Annotated in this window: 16 protein-coding genes; 7 read left to right on the forward strand and 9 right to left on the reverse strand. The window is 62.7% G+C overall.

Translation table 11 applies throughout. The annotated features are described in order from the left end of the window. Window positions 1–18: 18 nt before the first annotated feature. The 6 genes from LH19_RS21185 to LH19_RS21210 all read right to left on the reverse strand — a co-directional run bounded on the left by LH19_RS21185 (window position 19) and on the right by LH19_RS21210 (window position 5,245). Window positions 19–1,020 carry a tyrosine-type recombinase/integrase gene (locus LH19_RS21185; RefSeq protein WP_054724983.1) on the reverse strand — a complete coding sequence of 334 codons (1,002 nt, stop codon included), beginning with the start codon at window positions 1,018–1,020 and terminating at the stop codon, window positions 19–21. Beyond that, window positions 1,017–1,943, reverse strand: a complete 927-nt coding sequence (locus tag LH19_RS21190) for a tyrosine-type recombinase/integrase (protein WP_054724981.1) — start codon at window positions 1,941–1,943, stop codon at window positions 1,017–1,019. The genes LH19_RS21185 and LH19_RS21190 overlap by 4 nt, the downstream gene beginning before the upstream one ends. Beyond that, window positions 1,940–2,932, reverse strand: a complete 993-nt coding sequence (locus tag LH19_RS21195; protein WP_158514395.1) for a tyrosine-type recombinase/integrase — start codon at window positions 2,930–2,932, stop codon at window positions 1,940–1,942. The genes LH19_RS21190 and LH19_RS21195 overlap by 4 nt, the downstream gene beginning before the upstream one ends. Window positions 2,933–3,221: 289 nt before the next feature. Then, window positions 3,222–4,130 carry a HEPN domain-containing protein gene (locus tag LH19_RS21200; RefSeq protein ID WP_082395986.1) on the reverse strand — a complete coding sequence of 303 codons (909 nt, stop codon included), beginning with the start codon at window positions 4,128–4,130 and terminating at the stop codon, window positions 3,222–3,224. A gap of 83 nt (window positions 4,131–4,213) precedes the next feature. After that, a complete protein-coding gene (locus tag LH19_RS21205) occupies window positions 4,214–4,537 on the reverse strand; it encodes a DUF736 domain-containing protein (protein ID WP_054731729.1) in 324 nt (107 codons plus the stop codon). 306 nt (window positions 4,538–4,843) lie between these two features. Then, the gene (locus LH19_RS21210) at window positions 4,844–5,245 is read right to left on the reverse strand and encodes a MerR family transcriptional regulator (protein WP_054734077.1); all 402 of its coding nucleotides are present in this window, start codon (window positions 5,243–5,245) and stop codon (window positions 4,844–4,846) included. A 74-nt stretch (window positions 5,246–5,319) separates the two neighbouring features. Here LH19_RS21210 and LH19_RS21215 point away from each other — a divergent pair, with 74 nt between their 5' ends. The 7 genes from LH19_RS21215 to LH19_RS21245 all read left to right on the forward strand — a co-directional run bounded on the left by LH19_RS21215 (window position 5,320) and on the right by LH19_RS21245 (window position 15,123). Further along, on the forward strand, window positions 5,320–6,159 hold the full coding sequence (locus LH19_RS21215; protein WP_082395989.1) for a cation transporter: 840 nt from the start codon (window positions 5,320–5,322) through the stop codon (window positions 6,157–6,159). A 181-nt stretch (window positions 6,160–6,340) separates the two neighbouring features. After that, complete coding sequence (locus LH19_RS21220) at window positions 6,341–7,267, forward strand: lipid kinase (RefSeq protein ID WP_054731730.1); 927 nt, start codon at window positions 6,341–6,343, stop codon at window positions 7,265–7,267. Window positions 7,268–7,481: 214 nt separating this feature from the next. After that, on the forward strand, window positions 7,482–8,294 hold the full coding sequence (locus tag LH19_RS21225; protein WP_054731731.1) for a TerC family protein: 813 nt from the start codon (window positions 7,482–7,484) through the stop codon (window positions 8,292–8,294). A gap of 234 nt (window positions 8,295–8,528) precedes the next feature. After that, window positions 8,529–9,173 carry an RNA polymerase sigma factor gene (locus tag LH19_RS21230; RefSeq protein ID WP_145923554.1) on the forward strand — a complete coding sequence of 215 codons (645 nt, stop codon included), beginning with the start codon at window positions 8,529–8,531 and terminating at the stop codon, window positions 9,171–9,173. Further along, a complete protein-coding gene (locus LH19_RS21235; protein ID WP_054731733.1) occupies window positions 9,170–10,090 on the forward strand; it encodes a FecR family protein in 921 nt (306 codons plus the stop codon). The genes LH19_RS21230 and LH19_RS21235 overlap by 4 nt, the downstream gene beginning before the upstream one ends. A gap of 87 nt (window positions 10,091–10,177) precedes the next feature. Continuing rightward, the gene (locus LH19_RS21240; RefSeq protein WP_054731734.1) at window positions 10,178–13,105 is read left to right on the forward strand and encodes a TonB-dependent receptor; all 2,928 of its coding nucleotides are present in this window, start codon (window positions 10,178–10,180) and stop codon (window positions 13,103–13,105) included. Window positions 13,106–13,116: 11 nt separating this feature from the next. Then, complete coding sequence (locus LH19_RS21245) at window positions 13,117–15,123, forward strand: Atxe2 family lasso peptide isopeptidase (protein ID WP_054731735.1); 2,007 nt, start codon at window positions 13,117–13,119, stop codon at window positions 15,121–15,123. Between the two features lie 91 nt (window positions 15,124–15,214). Here LH19_RS21245 and LH19_RS21250 read toward each other — a convergent pair whose 3' ends face one another. The 3 genes from LH19_RS21250 to LH19_RS29690 form a co-directional block, all read right to left on the reverse strand. Continuing rightward, the gene (locus tag LH19_RS21250; RefSeq protein WP_054731736.1) at window positions 15,215–16,927 is read right to left on the reverse strand and encodes an asparagine synthase-related protein; all 1,713 of its coding nucleotides are present in this window, start codon (window positions 16,925–16,927) and stop codon (window positions 15,215–15,217) included. Next, a complete protein-coding gene (locus LH19_RS21255) occupies window positions 16,924–17,574 on the reverse strand; it encodes a lasso peptide biosynthesis B2 protein (RefSeq protein ID WP_158514467.1) in 651 nt (216 codons plus the stop codon). Before LH19_RS21255 ends, LH19_RS21250 begins: the two co-directional genes overlap by 4 nt. Window positions 17,575–17,655: 81 nt before the next feature. Then, window positions 17,656–17,787 carry a hypothetical protein gene (locus tag LH19_RS29690; protein ID WP_257720443.1) on the reverse strand — a complete coding sequence of 44 codons (132 nt, stop codon included), beginning with the start codon at window positions 17,785–17,787 and terminating at the stop codon, window positions 17,656–17,658. Window positions 17,788–17,816: the final 29 nt, after the last annotated feature.

The raw sequence follows: 17,816 nt of genomic DNA on the forward strand, positions 1-17,816 counted from the left end.
TCGCTGCGGCGGTCCGAGCTACAGCGCGTCGAGAAAGGCCAGCAGTCGATCTTCCGGTTCGAACCGCCCGGGTCGCTTCATATTATGCGGCTGGAGCTTGGCGAGCGCGGCGGTCTTGAGTGCGATATGAGCATGGAGATAGGCCTGCGTCGTCAGGATCGACTCATGTCCGAGCCACAGCGCGATCACCGACAGGTCGACACCCGCCTGGAGCAGTTCCATCGCGGCGGTGTGCCGAAGGACATGCGGCGATACCCGCTTGTGTCGCAGCGATGGGCAATGCGCGCGCGCCGTCCGGACGTGCTTGGCGAGCAGATACTGGATGGCGTCGGGGCTGAGGCGGCCACCGTGGATGTTGGGGAACAGCGCCGATGCCCCGCCGCGTGGCGACTCCTTCAGCCAGTTCTGCATCGCAGCGCGGACCTTGCCTGCGAGCGGCGTGCGCCGTTCTTTGCGGCCCTTGCCGACGCATCGGACATGCGCGCCGGTGCCGAGCATGATGTCGCTGCGATCAAGGCTGGCGATCTCCGAAAGGCGCAGGCCCGTCTGGATCGCGAAGAGCAGCAGCATATGATCGCGGCGGCCGAGCCAGCATGTTCGATCGGGCGCGGCGAGGACCGCGTCGATCTCCGGGCGCGACAGGAAATGGACCTCGCGCTTCTCGGTGAGCTTGCCGGGGATCGCGAGAATGCGCTGAATCTGCCCGCTGCTTGCCGGTTCCTCGAAAGCGAGAAAACGGAAGAACGCCCGTATCGCCGTCAGCCGGAGGTTGCGGGTCTTGGCTCCGATCGCGCGGCCCGCTTCGAGATCGTCGAGGAAGGCGATGATGAAGGGGGCATCGAGATCGGCGAGATCGAGGTGCGAAGGCGGCTTCCCGAGCCTGCGCTGTGCAAAGCGCAACAGCAGCCGGAACGTGTCGCGGTAGGATGCGACGGTGTGCGGGCTGACACCGCGCTGATGCATGAGGCGCTGAGCGAAATACCGCTCGATCAGTGGCGCAATGGACGGGGACCGGGTCATGACGCCTGCTCCCATCGGGCATCGAGCCGCCGCGCGGCATGCTCCATCAGCTCGGGACAGGCCGACAGATACCAATATGTGCAACTGGTATGGCTGTGCCCTAGATAGGTCGACAGGATGGGCAATCGCTGCTCGACGTCGTCGCCGGCACGGTACCAGCGCAGCAGGGTGGCGACCGCATAGCTGTGGCGCAGGTCGTGAATGCGCGGGCCGCGATATGCATCGCCGGGACGGCGCAAGCCGATCTGGCGAGCGACCGTACGAAATATCAGATGGATCGCGCTATGATTTAACGCGCGACCTTGTTCCCCGACGAAGAATGTCGGGCTGATCGGCGTGAAGCAGACTGCATCGCGGCGCTTGGCGTAATCGGTGAGCACGGCAACCGTGGTCGAATGGATCGGAACGAGGCGGGACTTGCCGAACTTGGTATCGCGGATAGTCAGAAGGCCAGCGCCGAGATCGACATCGTCATGCTTGAGCCTGAGCGCTTCACCGATCCGTAATCCAGTGACCGCAAGCAGGCCGAAAATGCAGTAATAGGTCCAGCGATGCAGGCCCTTCGCCGAGCGAACCGTCAGCATCGCATTGAGCAGGCTGCCGATCTCCTGGTCGGTATAGATATAGGGCGTTCGGCGCTGCCTTGCCGCGAGGATGTCCGTCGGCGGAATCTGGGTGCGCGGCTCGGTGCTCGACAAATGCCTGGCAAAGGCGCGGACGGCCGACAGGCGTCCCGGCCAGGTTGGCGGCCTTGCCTCCTTGGTGGCCCAGTCGAGGGCAAGCTTGGTGGTGATAATCGCCGCACCCTGTTGCTCCATGTCGGCGACGAAACGCGAGAGCAGCAGAGCCTGGCATCGCAGCTTGTATCCGAACCCGCGGCGCATGGTGATGTAGCGCTCGAGCGCGTCGCGTAGCGGGCTCATTGCACGCCTCCCGGCCATGGCTGGCTCAGGGTACGCAGGCTTGCCAGATCCACCTTCGCGTAGATGCGCGTGGTATCGTGATCTTTATGCCGCAGCACCTGGCTGATCTGGGTCAGAGCGGCGCCCGAACGCAGAAGTTCGGTTGCAAGGCTGTGGCGGAATATATGCGAACCGCGATGGGCGATATCGCTGATCCCCGCCCGCCGGAGCGCTCTCCCGGCAATATCCCTGATGCCGCTCGTCGGCGGGAATCCCGAATGCGGCGGGTAGGCCTTCAGGAAGAGCTGGCGTCTATCGGATACCGGGCGACCGCTCTGAAGATATGCGGCGATGGCGGCGCCAACATCGGGAGGCAGCGGCATGATCGCCTGTTGCCGTCCCTTGCCCTGAATGCGGAACTGCCCAGCGCGCCAGTCGATGTCATCGAGCGTGAGGGTCGCCACTTCTTGTGCCCGCAGTCCAAGCCGGGAGAGCAATAGCAGGATCGCATAATCGCGGCGCCCTGAAGCGGTGTTCTGGTCACAGTGCTGGAGCACCTGCTCAAGCTGCGCGGCCGAAAGATAGGTCGGCAGCGCTGTAAAGCGCCACTTTTTTACCGAGGGGACGCAGGCCGCAAGATCGTTCGCGATCAAGCCTTCGACCTGAAGATATCGCAGGAACGATCGGAGCCGTGAGCACATCGCCACCGCCGTCGCCGCACTGGCGTCGCGGGCACGCCGTTCGACATATCCGAGGACGTCGGCCGTTGTCAGTTGAGCGAAATCGCCAGGCCCGGTAATCGACATGTCGCGCAAAAAGGGGCGCGTGAACTTGACATAGGCCGCGCACGACCTCGCGTTGAGACCGTGCCGATGATCGAGATACGCGCGGAAGCGCTCGAGTATCTGATCGGTGGGGCTGGACGGAAGCGGTAACGCCGGAGCGACAATCTTCGCCTCGCGGAGGACCTCCACAAATCTACCGATCGCCGCCGGGTCGCCGCCCCGCAAACGGCAACCCCGATCCCCATCCTCAAAAAAGCGAGCGGCGAGCTGTTCGTTGATGTTGCGGCGATCGAAATGGCGCTCGGTCAGCCACCGGATGAAACCGTTGACGATCCTGACCGAATATCTTGCCGTGACCGTGCTGTAGCCGTCGTTGCGAAGCCGGTCCGAATACAGGTCGATGCAGTCCCTGAATGGCCCCGCCCGCAAATCGCGGATCGTCCAGCTTCCGTTCAAAAAATCATTTAGCGTCATAGCTTCCTCCTCTGCGATGGGTGCAGGGAGGAGCGTAAAACTATGCCGAGCCGATCACCGCAAAGTTGCTGGAAAGCCGGGACCTACCGCGCCCGCTCGGCATAGTGTGGCGCTCGGCATAATCGAAATTATGCCGAGTTCGGCATAACTTCGAGTAGCGTGCCTTGATGTACGCTTCCTTCAATTTCTCGAAGCGTGACCGATCGGTCTTCACCTCTCTAGGCCATGCCTCGAACAGGCGCGCGTCTATCCGTTCAGCCTGCGTGCGCAGGAAGGCAAGATTATGGATGTGCGGTGTGTGCAGCGTGCCAACAAGCAATACACAGTGATAGTAGCTCTCGACAGCCTGATGAAGGAGAAACGCCGCCTTCTTGAAGCTCTTTCGATCCAGGTAGAACTTGTAACCCTCGATGAATTCCGTCGCGCCGGAGTACCACTCGTCAAAATATTCTTGCGCCATCTCGAGCGCTGCATGCGGCGTCATAGGCTTGGGTTCTGCGAGCTCCTTCCCGTCGGCCTCGTACAGCGCGATCCCGTCACGAGCGACGTCGATGAAGAAATAGCGCCCCTGCGTAAGTCCGGAGTTCACCTCGTCGAGGCTGTGGACAATGAAGTTCACCGGCGTGCGGAGCCGCTTGGTCACCGACAGCTCACGAATGAGCCGATCGTCGAGCTTCGACCAATAGTCCGCCCGATCGGTCAGCCGCTTGTCGTTGACGATGATCAGCAGGTCATAGTCGGACTGATAGCCCTTCGCCGTGTGCGGCTCGTCGACCCAGCCACCCCGTGCATAGCTGCCGTAGAGGATGATCTTGGAAATCCGGCCCTTGCGCTTCCAGTCCTGCGTCGCGAGCGCCAGCGCATCCTCGAATTCCTCGAAGATGATCTCGACGACGCGCTCGATCTCGCGTTGCTTGTGCGGGGGAAGATGTTCGAGGCTGCTCTGCATTGGGGTCACCCTAACAAGGTGGCGACACCCTTGCACCCGGAAGATTGTTCCGATGCGCAAGGATGCCGCAAGATGGCTGCCGCTCAGTCGGCGGGTGTCCAGATGATCGCGAAGACATCGTCGCGATCCTGCCCCGCGGCGCGGCCGAGATTGGCGTAGATGCGCCGCGGCCCGAACTCGGGGGTCGCGAGCGAAAGGGAGACATAGGGTCGCCCGGATTGCTCGGCGACGCGGATCCAGCCGGCTCCGATCTCGACGCCATCGGACCAAACGCGATAGTCGGGCTGCACATCGCTCGCCTTGCCGCGGTTGGGGCGTATCTCGACCGGGGCCTTGATCGACAGCGTGATGAGCTGACCTACAAACCCCTTTTCGATGCTGCCGCTGACGATGCCGATGCTCGCCATATCCGGTCTCCTGCTAGTCGACCCGAGACCATCCCGGGCGTGAAGCCGGGCAGGACGGCGGCACAAGGCAGTCGCGCACCCGCAGGGCCGAAGCGAAGCGGCGGAGCGGGACGAAGGACCGCTTGCGCGGCAGCCGCCGCCGTCCAGTTTGGCGAAGCGCCTCAGGATGGTCACGGACGCGCAGGACATTCAGCGAAGGACGGTGGGTAGCGTAAGCTGGCCTCGAGGCAGGTTGGCCAAGTTAGCGGAGGATAGCGCGTAAGACCCGGGAAGAACGCCTCACGACAATCGGGCTGCTGCTTCGCTTCAGTCCCGCAGTGCGTCGAGGACCCGGCATTGCTCCACGGTCGTGTGGCTGCAAATGTCGAGCAGTCCTTCGAGCGTTCCCTCAAGCGACTTCAGGGCAGCAATCTTCTCGCGCACATCGACAAGATGCCGCGAGGCGATGTGATCGACATCGGCACAGGGTGTGCCTTCGGGCGTCTCCGACAACGACAACAGGCTGCGCACGGTGTCGAGCGAGAATCCCAGCTCGCGCGCCTTTCGCACGAAGGTGAGCCGGTCGCGATGCTCTGGCCCATAGATGCGGTGCCCGCCGCCACTGCGCCCAGGCTCGGCCAATATGCCAATCTTCTCGTAATATCGGATGGTCACCACCTGACAGCCGGTAAGCCGGCCCAAATCGCCGATCGAGAAGCTTTCCTGCATAAAGTGCTTGAACCTATAGTTGCTATAGGTCGTATAGGCCTGCGCGAACCAGTTGCCAAACATGGAACGCGATCATGGATAAATGCTGCGACGACGGCGATGCCGTCTCGAAACCTGTCACCGAAAAGAGCGGATGCTGCGGCGAGACGGCCCCGAATCCGCCGGTGATCGACAGCTGCTGCGCACCTGCCTCGGGTTGTTCCAGCACGGCTGCGAAGGCCCCCGCGTCCGACGCGCCTGCCGTCGAAGCGCCGCGCCATTTCGCCGGGGATGATTGCTGCTCGGCAAAGGAAGACGAGATCGCGGCGCTCGGCGCCTATGCGGACGTCCGCCGCGTCCTGCAGATCGTGCTCGTCATCAACCTTGTGCTGTTCTTCGCCGAGTTCACCGCGGGCGTCTTCGCCCGTTCGACCGCGCTGATGGCCGACTCGGTCGACATGCTGGGCGATGCGCTCGTCTATATTCTCAGTCTTTACGCCCTGGAACGGAGCCTCCGCTGGCGCGCAGGGGCCGCATTGTTCAAGGGCGGGATCATCGCAGCTTTCGGCATCTGGGTGGCGATCGAGGTTGTCCTCAAACTCACCGGCGACATCGTCCCGACGGCTGGAACGATGGGCATTTTCGGCTTCATCGCACTGGCAGCCAATCTCACTTGCCTCGCGCTGCTCTATCAGCACCGTAACCGCGACGTGAACATGTCGAGCACTTTCGAATGCTCGCGCAACGACGTCATCGCCAACACCGGCGTGATCGTGGCGGCCGCGGGCGTCTGGCTGACGGGGTCGGGATGGCCTGACATTCTTGTCGGGAGCATCATTGCCATCCTCTTCTTCCGGTCGGCGATCCGCGTTCTCAGCCAGGCATGGCCGCAATTTCGCACCGCGCGACCGACGGTAGCGGCCGCACTGGACTAACCGCTGGTCAGCTTCATCGCCGCCGCTCCGCATCTAGTAGGCACGAGCCTTAAAATATCCCGTCCCATCGCAAGCTCTTCCCGGTGTTCAAGAGGCGACGTATAAGCCACGTCCATCGGCGCGCCGCCTTTCAAAGCGCGCGGCGATGGCATGAATTCTTCCTCCACACAGGGATCAGCAGATGACGTGGCCCAAAGGAACGCGCGCCCTCGTGCTGCACAATGCCAAGGCGCGGCACGGCGAGCAGGCGCTCGTTCCCGTTCGCGAGCGCCTCGCTGCCGGCGGCCTGCTGGTGACGGTCGAACCGTTCGAGAGCCTTCCCGAAATTGCACGCGACGTGACACGCCTGCATCAGACCGCCGATATCATCGTCGTGTGCGGCGGCGACGGTTCGATCTCATCCGCTGCGCCGGCAGTGATCGAGAGCGGCCTGCCGCTGGGGATCATTCCCGCCGGAACCGCGAATGACCTGGCGCGCACACTGTCGATCCCGCTCGATTTCGCGGCGGCGGCCGACGTCATTGTCGAGGGTCACAGCCGGCGGATCGATGTCGGCACGGTCAATGGCCATGCCTTCTTCAATGTCGCGAGCATCGGGATCAGCAGCGAGCTCGCGCAGAAGCTCGACCCGGTGATCAAGAAAAGGTTCGGGCGCCTCGGCTATGCCGTCGCCGCGCTGCGGGTCATCCTGGCTGCCCAACGGTTCCGGGCGAGGATCAGCGAGAAAGGCGAGTCGAGGACCGTCAGTACCTACCAGGTCGCGATTGGAAACGGGCGCCTCTATGGCGGTGGCAATGTCGTCGAGGAAAATGCCGCGATCGATGACGGCACCCTCGATCTCTATAGTCTCGAGGTGAAAAACCTCTGGAAGCTCGCCCTCATGCTGCGCGCTTTCCGGTCCGGCACGCACGGCGCGTGGAAGGAAGTGCGCACCGCCAAATGCGTCGAGTTCGATATCGAGACGCGGCGACCGATGCCGGTGAACACCGATGGTGAGATCGTCACCGCGACGCCGGCGCATTTCCGGATTCTGCCGCGAGCGATATCGGTGCTCGCCCCATGCGAATGCCCCGTCACTGCGCGGCAATTCCCACTCTATCATCATTGAGCGAGGATCGGCGATCCGCCGCGAAGCCCTTGTGAGAAGGACGGCTTTGCCGTAAATCGCGAAGCGCGGGCCGGGCCCCTCTGACGGTCGTACAGCGACGGCCGTGATGTCGGACCGCATCGAGCGACGCTCGGTGCAATTGTCTGCGTTCCCATCGATCTGCACCTTCGCGCGACCGGTTCAGTGGCAGCATCGCTGAGGAAGGGCGTTCGACATGGAAGGCTTGGTCACCCTGTTTCAAGATCCCGCGGTGTGGGCGGCACTACTTACGCTCGTGGTGATGGAAATCGTCCTCGGCATCGACAACCTCATTTTCATCTCGATTATCTCCAACAAATTGCCCGAAGCCCAGCGCCAGAGAGCTCGGCGCATCGGCATCTCGCTGGCCCTAGTCATGCGCCTCGCGCTGCTTTCGGTGATTGCCTGGCTCGTCGGGCTCACGGCGATCGTCGTCGATTTCGGGTTGCAGGGCGCGCCGGATGCCTATGGCAAGCCAAGCTTCGAGACCGCCTTTTCCTGGCGCGACATCATATTGATCGCCGGCGGCCTCTTCCTGATCTGGAAGGCGACTTCGGAAATCCACCATAATGTCGATCCTAACCCGAACGACGATGTCTTCAACGCGGGCAAGAAGGCGCTAACGTTCGGATCGGCCATCGTCCAGATCCTGCTGCTTGATCTCGTCTTCTCGGTCGACTCGATCCTGACCGCTGTGGGCATGACCGAACATCTTCCGATCATGGTGATCGCGGTGGTTTCGGCGGTTCTCGTCATGCTGCTCGCGGCCGACCCATTGGCAAACTTCATCCGCGACAACCCGACCGTGGTGATGCTGGCGCTCGGCTTCCTTCTGATGATCGGTGTCGTGCTGATCGCTGATGGCTTCGGAGCAAAGGTGCCCAAGGGCTATATCTACACCGCCATGGCATTCTCGGCTGGGGTGGAGGGGCTCAACATTTGGGCGCGGCGCCGACGTGACCGGATCGCGCTTGCAAAAGCCTCGGGCGAAACCGCCGAAGCGAAATAGTCGAAGCCCCGCGGCACCGAAGCTGCTCTGCCGTCGTTTCCGGAGAATAGACTAGATCTGGATCTATCTCGGTGCAGTCGGCTTGCATGCCGCAGCGGCAAGGCTATGCTTCGAACTGCATCGGGCAAGGCGCACGGTGTCAGGCGTGAGAACCTGCTTAGCTTAGTTTTCCTATTCCATCCTGCCGGGTGGCCGCTGCGCATGTCCAAGCCCTCGGGCTAAAGGCGGCGGCGCTTGTTCGCTAAGCAAGTTCTCAACGCCCGGCTTGCCGCCTTCGTCCCGAACGGGAAGGCGGCAGGTATGGACTTCGAGGACAAGGACAGCGAGCGACCGGGTGTTGCCGGCGGCGATCCCTTGCCGCCAGAGGATTGGGAGCGGGTCGGGCGCTCGGCGCGCATTGAGGCGATCTACTCCGAACACCGGCCGCAAATCACCCGCTACTTCCGCGGGCGCGCCCCGAACCAAGATGTCGGCGACCTTGTACAGGAAGTCTTCAGCCGCTTTGCGAGCGCACGCGGCGGCCTCGCTGCGCTGGTCGAAGGCCCCGGCGCCTATCTCGTGAAAAGCGCCCGGATGCTCCTCGCCGAATATGGTCGCGCCGACGGGCGCCGTCACCGGTCGCAACACGACAGCTTCAGCGATGAACATGAGGGAGCGAGCGACCCGCACGCCGCGCTCGAGGCGCGCGACGTCCTTCGCCGGGCAGAAAGAGCCATTTCGAGGCTATCTCCGCTCACGCGCGAGATTTTCCTGATGCATCGCTTCGAAGGACTACGCTATCCCGAGATCGCTCGAATCAAGGGAATCAGCGTGAAGACGGTCGAAAGCCACATGACCAAAGCTCTTGCCGCCATCAAGCGCGCGCGGGGTAAGCAGTGAGCCGCGCCGAGAGCGAAGCCACCGCCTGGCTCGACAAGATGATGGGACCCGATGCCGAATTGCACCGGGAAGCGTTCGAGGAGTGGCTGGCCAAGCCGGGCAATGCCACGGCCTATGACGAAGCGCGCGACAATTGGACCTGGGCCGCCGCCATGTCGCCGTCCCGGATCGAGGCCGATGTCCGGGCCGATGCTCGGGAGCGAGAACCCGGCGGGCGGCGATGGGCTTTCGCCACGATACTCGCTGCGGTGATCGCGGTCGGATTCGCTTGGTATCTGGTCGGTCGAGACAGCGATCAGCCGATTGTCGCGACCAATTCGGAGCAAGGCGAGAACAGGCTTGCCGATGGTACGCGCGTGACGCTGATGGACGGCGCCCGCATCGAGACACGCTTCACGGACGGCGAACGCCGCGTCATCCTGCATGATGGCCGCGCTAGGTTCGAAGTCGCACACGACGCGTCGCGTCCCTTCCTCGTCGAGGCCGGAGATTCGGTCACGCGCGCGCTCGGCACCATCTTCGAGGTCGATCTCCGCGCGGATGTCCCGCGCATCGCACTGGTCGAAGGCTCGGTCGAGGTGCGGCGCCTTGAGGGCGGAAAGGCACTTCGCCTCCGTCCCGGCGAACGCGCCGAGGTCAGGTCGACCGGCCCCCAACAGATAGCGGGCGAGGAGGCGAACGCCCCGACCAAATCGCTGTGGGCCGACAATCTCCCGCTTGGTGCGATCCTCGACCGCGCGGGCCGCGAGAATGGCGTCAAGATCAGCTTGGCCGATCCAGCGCTGGCCTCACTGCAGGTGACGGGACGCTTCGACATGACCGACGCCCGGAAACTTGCGCTGAAGCTTGGCGCCGCGCTCGATCTCAAGGTCGAGTTCGGTGCCAACGGACCAATTCTCGGCGCTAAATCCGAGTAGGACACCCAAGAAAAACCCATAGGGTGTTCGGAGCACCCGTCATTTTTTCCCTTCAGACGGCCAAAATCGGCCGCACGGGAGGGATGAATGACGATGAAATTTTTCGCGGCCGTTCTGGCTTCGGGCGTCTCGGCGACCGCACTCTATGCACCCAGCGCATGTGCGCAGACTGGCGAGCAGACCTACAACATCGAGGCACAGCGCCTTGGCGACGCGCTTCGCAAATATTCGGATATCTCCGGCCGCGAGGTTATTGCGGCTTCGAGCCTGTTGGAAGGCCGACGCAGCACCCGAATTCGCGGGCGCCTGTCTCCCGACGCCGCCCTCTCGCGCCTCCTCACCGGCACGGGCCTAACGATCGAACTCGTCGAGGGCGCCTGGGTGCTTCGGTCGGGAAACGGCGATGCAGTCGAGACTGGATCGACTGAAGTTACGTCCGACCAGTCCATCATCGTCACGGGCACGCGGATTCGAGGAGCCGGGCCTGTTGGCTCGGCTGTCACTACGATCGATCGGGATCGGCTCGATCAGAGCGGCCGCGCCACGCTCGCCGACTTCATTCAAACTATCCCCCAAAATTTCTCCGGTGGCCCCACGGAGGCCGTGACGGGGTCGAGCGCACGCGGCAATGCTGGAACCAATCTCGGCTTTGGGAGCGGTATCAATCTCCGCGGTCTGGGAAGCGGCTCGACCCTGACCCTGTTCGACAACAGCCGACCTGCGCTGGGCGGCGGAGCGGGTGCCTTCACCGATCTCTCGCTCGTGCCTTCGGTCGCTATCGAGCGAATCGAGATCCTCACCGATGGCGCGTCAGCCATTTACGGTTCCGATGCGATTGCGGGCGTGGTCAACCTGAGGTTTCGCAACCGCTTCGACGGGTTCGAGACACGACTGCGCGCAGGTTCAGCGGGCGGCGACTTCGGCGAGTATCAAGCGAGCCAAATTGCCGGCTTCGGCTGGGGCAGCGGACATCTCGTCATCGCAGGCGAATATTATACGCGAGGTAACCTTGCTTCGACTAGCCGCGACTTCGCCACCGAAGATCTCCGCCCGTTCGGCGGACCCGACCTAAGATCGAACTTCAATAATCCGGGATCGATCCTCGCCGCAAACGGGCAGGTCTTCGGCATTCCCAGCGGGCAGAATGGCACGAACCTGACGCGCGCGCAGCTCGTCCCTGGCGGTTTCAACCGAGGCGACACGCGCCGGAACATCGACCTTCTCCCAAAACAGGAGACCGCCAGCCTCTATCTCGCTGCCGATCAGGACATCGGTAATCACATAAGCCTTTTTGCCCGGACGCTTTACGCGGAGCGGCGGTTCGAGGTTCGTCGCCGCCTCTTCGGCATCACGACCCAGCGTGTCACGAGCGCCAATCCCTATTATGTTGATCCGATTGGCACGAGCCAGCCGATCACTGTCTATTACGACCCCTCAGCCGACTTCGGACCGGAAGGAACGCGGGGACGCGTGCGTGCGCTTAACAGCCTCGTCGGCGGACGAGCAACGCTCGGCGACTGGTCAATTGAACTGTCGGGCGGGTATGGCCTCCAGCGCGAACGCGACAAAGGGGTCAATGTCGTCAACCGACTACGCCTTTCGCGTGCGGTGGCGGCGACCAATCGCGCCCAAGCGATCAATCTGTTCGGCGATGGAGCGGTGAATGACACGGCGCTTATCGACAGCTTGCGCGGCGGGCAGCTCCGCCACGTTCGCTTCGAGGTGCTCTCGGCTGCGGTGCGCGCCGATGGACCGCTCTTCACGCTGCCGGCCGGCCCGTTGAAAGCAGCGATCGGCGCGGAATATCGGCGCGATCGGCTACGCTATCAGGCGATCACGGACGTTACGAGCGACGTACCTCTAGTTTCGGGCGTGCCTGGCCTGCCGGATCAAAGGATCGTCCGCGCATTCTATGGCGAGCTTATTGTCCCAGTCTTCGACGCGGGCGACAATTTTCCAGGCACCTTCGCGTTGAGCGCCGCCGGACGATATGAAGATTACTCGGACGTCGGCGCCACTTCCAATCCGAAATTCGGCGCACGCTGGACACCCCTCCCCGGGCTGGCTCTTCGAGCATCATATGGCCGCTCGTTCCGCGCCCCCTATTTCACCGAGCTGGTTGGGAGCGCCAATGCACTTTATCAGACAGTCCGCTTGCCGGATCCACAATCCCCGACGGGCCAAACGGTCGTGCTCGGTCTTTTCGGCTTCCGCCCAGATCTCGGTCCCGAGAAGGCAGTGAGTTGGACCGCCGGGTTCGATGCCGAACCACGCGCTTTGCCGGGCCTCAAGTTTTCCGCGACCTGGTTCCGGATCGACTATCGCGACCGTATCGCAAGTGCGAGCGCAGACCTTCAAAACTTCCTTGTTCGCCGCGATGTCTATGGCGGTATCATCGATGAAAGCCCGGACCCCGCGACGATTGCAGCATATTTCGCTGATCCAAGCTTCTCCAACGCACTTGGGGTGACCGCGAGTCAAATTGGGGCGATCGTCGACGGTCGCACACTCAATCTCAGTCGTTCTAAGGTTACCGGCGTGGATTTCGATCTTGGCTACTCACGCCCAATCGGAAACGGCAACATCAATTTCTCGATCGGCGGAACGCGCACCCTGAAGATCGACAGCCAGGTCACCGATACAGCTCCGGCCATCAATGTGGTGGGAACGCTGGGCAATCCGGTCAAGCTTCGCATGCGCGGCAGGTTGGGTGTCTTACTAGGTGCTTTCGATGCGGGTGTCGGCTTCAACTATGTCGGCGGATACCGGAACCTCACGGTGACCCCCGCCGAAAAGGTGAAGAGTTGGACCACTTTCGACCTGCAAGTGGGAGCTAAAATTGCGTCCGGCTCCGACGGTCGCACACTGCGACTGGCGCTGACCGTCAATAATATTCTTGACCGCGATCCGCCCTACGTCCGGTTTCTTACCAGCAACTCGGCCTTTGGATATGATCCAGAGCAGGCGAGCGCTGTCGGTCGGATGGTCGCGCTGCAGGCCGTGATCGGGTGGTGACACGGAATTGGATGCTTGCGGGCGCCGCGCTGGTGAGCTGCGCGAGTTCCGCATCGGGAGCAGAAGTCAGCGGGCCGGGGGTGGCGGAGGTTGACCGCTCCCGGCTTCCTATCAGTGCGCGCGACTTGGTCGAGGTCGGTGAAATCAGCGGCGTGAGCCTGTCTCCTGATGGGCAATATGCGGCATTCCGTGTCAGCCGTGCGTCAGTGGCCACCAATTCGATCGCGCTTGACTGGTATGTCGTTTCCTTGGCGGGTGGAACGCCAGTCCGCATTGGCAGCGGCGGCGTCGCGCAGCATGGGGGCTCCGGTGTGCTGCTCGAGCAAGCCGCGCTTTGGGATCTGGATTCCGGGGGGTTTCGCTTCCGGGCGCTTGTCGATGGCGCAGTGGGAATCTGGCACTGGCGCCGAGGGAGCGAAGCAGAGCGCGAGATTGTCGCGCCCGGCGACATCTCCGCGATGACACTTTCGCAGGATGGCAGTCATCTTCGATATAGTGTCGGAGCGCCGCGCAAAGATATCGCCGATGCGGAAAGGCAGGCCTACGTCGACGGAGCGCTTGTCGATCACCAGCTCGACATCATGGAGCCGATCGCAGGCGGGACGATCGAAGATGGCAAGCGGATCATGCAGCGGCTTCCCGGGAACTGGTTCGAACGACGCCGTCTACTGTCGGAGAAGCCAGAAGAAACTGTCGTCATCAATCTACGGCCCGATAGCCCGTCAGCGTTGCCCACCTTCGCCGACGAGGGGCCGCGGCAAGGTCGGCGCGTTCAGTCTCGCGATGGCACCATCGCAGAACTTGAACATGATGGAGGCACCAAAGCGCTGGCCATTACGCGTCCGGACGGCAGCAGAACCATTTGCGAGATCGACCTGTGCAGAAGCGAAAAGGTCGCGGCGATTGCCTGGCGACCGGGGAAAGACATGCTCCTGCTGTTCGAACGAGCGGGAAGTGCCCGGGAGAATATATGGCTATGGAAAATCGGCGCGACGTCGGCCCGGCGCCTAGCCGAAACGGATGGCGCTCAGCGGTCGGAGATGAGACCACCGCGGTGTGCAGTCGGAGCCGACAAGATGATCTGCGCCGAAGCCAGCGCGATCAATCCCCCGAAGCTCGTCGCGATCGACTATTCTGGATACGTGCGCGTTCTTGCCGATCCGAATGAAGCGCTTCGCAGTCGAATTGTGGCTGTCGCCACATCATTCGAATGGGATCGCGGCGTCACCGGCATATTGCTCCGGCCGCGCGCAACTTCCACGCGGCCACCTGTGGTTGTTCAATATTACCACTGCGCAGGTTTTCTTAAGGGCGGGGTAGGCGACGAGATACCGATGCTCCCGCTTGTGGAGAGTGGCATAGCAGTGCTCTGTATGGACCGCGTTCGCGCGCCCGAAGGAAGCGGTACTGACCAGAGCTATGCCTTGGCGTTGAGCGATATAGACGCTGCGCTTGATGGGCTGGACGCGGATGGCCTGATCGATGGCGAGCGGGTCGGGATCGGGGGCCTCAGCTTCGGATCCGAGGTGGCACTGTGGGCTATTCGGCACTCACGGCGTTTCGCCGCCGCGACGCTCGCCTCGGGGCAGATGTCTCCGATCTACTACTGGGCGAACGCGCTCCCAGGCCGAGGGTTTACCGAGATGCTCGATCGCTACTGGAAGATCGGTGATCCAGACGTCGACAAGCAGCGTTGGAGGCAACTCGCGGGACTTGACGATGTCGGCGGGATCAACACTCCGGTACTGATGCAACTCCCAGAATCCGAAGCTCGGTTCGTCATAGAGTTGCACGCCAAGCTCAAGCGGGCCGGAAAGCCAGCCGAGCTTTACGCGTTCGCCGACGAGCCGCACATCAAGAAGCAGCCAACGCACAAGCTCGCCGTCTATCAGCGAAACCTCGACTGGTATCGGTTCTGGCTTAAGGGAGAAGAGGACACCGATCCGCAAAAGTCGGACCAATATGCGCGCTGGCGAAGCTATAGCGCGGGGCAATCCTTGCTCGCTCCCGCGCCGTAAGTCCGTGCCGAGCGGACGTTCCCCGGCGACCGCCCGGCGCGGACTTATAGCTGCCTAAGCCCACCGCCAATTCGATGGCCGGCGGCTCCACTTAATCTCGCCGACCAGATAATGATCGTGCCCAGCGCTCGATATCGACGATCTGAAGCAGACGGATATAAACGGCATCGCGCGCATCCGCCGGGCGCTCGAGTTCAGCGTCGATGGCCGCGCAATCGAGCACGCCTGCACTGGCAAGCCACCCGTCGAGTAGAAAGCGACGGATCGCCGCGCGATTCGCGTCGAACGCCGGAACAATGAGTGACTCCACGCGGCCCTTGGTGCGTCGATTGCGAACGGCCGGCGCTAAATCTTCGGCGAAGGCTCGTCTCGCTAACGCGCGATCTTGGCCACCTTCGCACCAGAGCCAGGTGGCAACGCCGAGACCGAATTCAACGATCGGTTGCGAAAGCAGGGGAGCTATCATCGGGAAAGCAAAGGCCCGATCATAGCCATCAACGAAGGGCTGGATGGGTAACAAGGCCCTGCCGTAGCCGAATTGACCAGGATTTTGCATCGGCGCGGCCTCGAGCCAGGGATGGTCGGGGTTCACGGTGGCAAATTGCCGGGCGAGGAAAGTTCCATCACGCGGCCAAGCGCGCGGGCCAGAGATGGCGCGGCGGGCGGCAAGGTATATCGCGCGCCAAACGCTGTCGCGAGTCATATGGGCCAGATCGGCCGCAGTTCGCCATGCGGTGCGAAGCCCCGCGAAATGCGCAGCATCGACGACGGGATCCGGCCGGCGGATCAGGCCGAAAATATTGTCGCCGCCGACTCCGGTGAAAATTGCATCAGCCCCAAATTCTTCGGCCGCGTTCAAAAGTGCAGCGTCACTTGTTCCGAGCAGACCGAAGCCGCCGGGGCGGGTGCGCATCACCGGTAAAGCAGCCAGCGGATCGCCTGGTACGTCGGGCATCACGATTTCGTCGAGCAACACGCCCGCTCGCTCGGCCATAGCCCGTGCATAGGGACGCTCATCTCCCGGAGCGCCCGGGGTGGCGAGGTTCGCGGCGCGCCACGATCCTTTTCTGCCACTAAGGCAGGCCGCGACGATGGAGCTGTCCAAGCCTCCGGACAGTTCGAGCTGAATGCGCTCGAAGCGATCGGACCAGGCGCCGATCGTATTGCGTACGATTTCGCGAAGCTCATCGGCGGCGATTCGGACCGGGGGCGTTCGGATATGGTCCCAAGGCGACCAGCCTCTTTTCGATCTCGTGCCGTCGTTCAGCCGTACTATCTCCCCCGGCAATATTTCGCTTACGCCTGCGATGCCTGTCGATCGCCCCCGGAGGAGAGGAAAGCGGATCTGGGCGTCCAGCGCAGCCGCATCGGGCCGATCAAGATCAAAGCCGAGCGCCCTTCCAAGCCTTAAATCGGTAAATGCAACAGCTCGCCCCGTGCCCGACGGCAAGCTCTCCTCTACCGCAAGATAGATTGCTGGCCCCGCCGCAGGCGAGCGTAGGATCCAGCCGTCGCCGTGTTCGTCGATCCAGAATAGCAGATAGTGACCCCACAGATGGCGAAGGGCCCACTGCCCTTCCGAGGCGATGATCGCCTGTTCGTCAGCGGCGGCGAGGGTCTCGTAAGCGGCGAAGTTATCACGGCGGAACGCCCACCCAACCAACGCGACCGACCGGGAAATGAAGTGTGGCCCTCGAGGTGCGCCGACGACCCGCAGAGAGCCAAGACGCCCCAACTCGAAGAGGCCAACGGGAAGGCGATCGGGCCACGCCCGCTCCGAAATGAAGGCGAGACCCAAAGTCATAAGCGGAACACCGGGGTGAACTCGGCGACGCTATCCAATGGATCGCTGAGAAGGAGAGTTCCCGTCTGGACCCACGCATGCGCGGCGAAGGGAGCCAGCCGAACGCCGAAAAAAAGCTCTGCGGGGATTCCGCGGCGCCACAGGCAGCCAATGAGCGCTAGCGAGTCGGGAACGCAGCGCCGTTGCACCGGTAGCAGGCTGCGAGCCCCAGCATAATCCTGGGATATTTTCGTTGCAGCTGCAGCAGCGTCAACCCGTCCCGGCGCCAGGCGGCTGCGCAGGTCTCGCCATCGGTCGACCGTGCCCGACAACCCCGCGATGCGCATCCACGAGCCGGCGATTACACGCGCGCTGATCACCTCAAAAGCCGGAAGCTTCTCGATGCTCACCTGAGACGAGTGTTGCGCGGCCTCGGCATATAGTGATCGCTCCAATATGCTGGTGACGACGACTGGCGCTTCGATGGGAAGGACAGGCTCGCCTCGATCGCGAGTCAGAATGCCGGCCGCAACGAGGCCATCGGCGGTGCCGGATGAGCGGGCCGTATTTGATCGCGCCAAATGTTCCAGCGTTTCCACACGCGCGCCGGTGAGACGTAGATAGCGGTCCGCCGTCAGATCGAGCACCACGGCGTCGGATCCGATCATGCCAAAGCTGATTCCTTGGGCGAGGGAGTAGGTCATAACAGCAAAGGACGCGGCTGCATGGCGGCCGCGTCCCCTTGGCCGTCAGTCGGCGGAGATGCTGCCGCCCTGCTTCAGGTCGTAGCCGCCGATTTCCGGGACGGGGAATTCCTCGCCCTGGGTTTCGACGCTGGCGATGCCCAGCTCTTCGATCGCCTCGATGTCCTTGCGGTCCATGGGACCCTCCTTGGTTGATGCCGCGGAAT

Source organism: Sphingopyxis macrogoltabida, assembly GCF_001314325.1.
Taxonomy (GTDB): domain Bacteria; phylum Pseudomonadota; class Alphaproteobacteria; order Sphingomonadales; family Sphingomonadaceae; genus Sphingopyxis; species Sphingopyxis macrogoltabida.

Coding starts and splice junctions, on each gene's coding strand:
- LH19_RS21220 (WP_054731730.1), top strand. CDS start 6,341: ATGACGTGGCCCAAAGGAACGCGCGCCCTCGTGCTGCACAATGCCAAG.
- LH19_RS29690 (WP_257720443.1), bottom strand. CDS start 17,787: ATGGACCGCAAGGACATCGAGGCGATCGAAGAGCTGGGCATCGCCAGC.
- LH19_RS21200 (WP_082395986.1), bottom strand. CDS start 4,130: ATGCAGAGCAGCCTCGAACATCTTCCCCCGCACAAGCAACGCGAGATC.
- LH19_RS21205 (WP_054731729.1), bottom strand. CDS start 4,537: ATGGCGAGCATCGGCATCGTCAGCGGCAGCATCGAAAAGGGGTTTGTA.
- LH19_RS21190 (WP_054724981.1), bottom strand. CDS start 1,943: ATGAGCCCGCTACGCGACGCGCTCGAGCGCTACATCACCATGCGCCGC.
- LH19_RS21215 (WP_082395989.1), top strand. CDS start 5,320: ATGGATAAATGCTGCGACGACGGCGATGCCGTCTCGAAACCTGTCACC.
- LH19_RS21210 (WP_054734077.1), bottom strand. CDS start 5,245: ATGCAGGAAAGCTTCTCGATCGGCGATTTGGGCCGGCTTACCGGCTGT.
- LH19_RS21250 (WP_054731736.1), bottom strand. CDS start 16,927: ATGACTTTGGGTCTCGCCTTCATTTCGGAGCGGGCGTGGCCCGATCGC.
- LH19_RS21240 (WP_054731734.1), top strand. CDS start 10,178: ATGACGATGAAATTTTTCGCGGCCGTTCTGGCTTCGGGCGTCTCGGCG.
- LH19_RS21255 (WP_158514467.1), bottom strand. CDS start 17,574: ATGATCGGATCCGACGCCGTGGTGCTCGATCTGACGGCGGACCGCTAT.
- LH19_RS21225 (WP_054731731.1), top strand. CDS start 7,482: ATGGAAGGCTTGGTCACCCTGTTTCAAGATCCCGCGGTGTGGGCGGCA.
- LH19_RS21185 (WP_054724983.1), bottom strand. CDS start 1,020: ATGACCCGGTCCCCGTCCATTGCGCCACTGATCGAGCGGTATTTCGCT.
- LH19_RS21245 (WP_054731735.1), top strand. CDS start 13,117: ATGCTTGCGGGCGCCGCGCTGGTGAGCTGCGCGAGTTCCGCATCGGGA.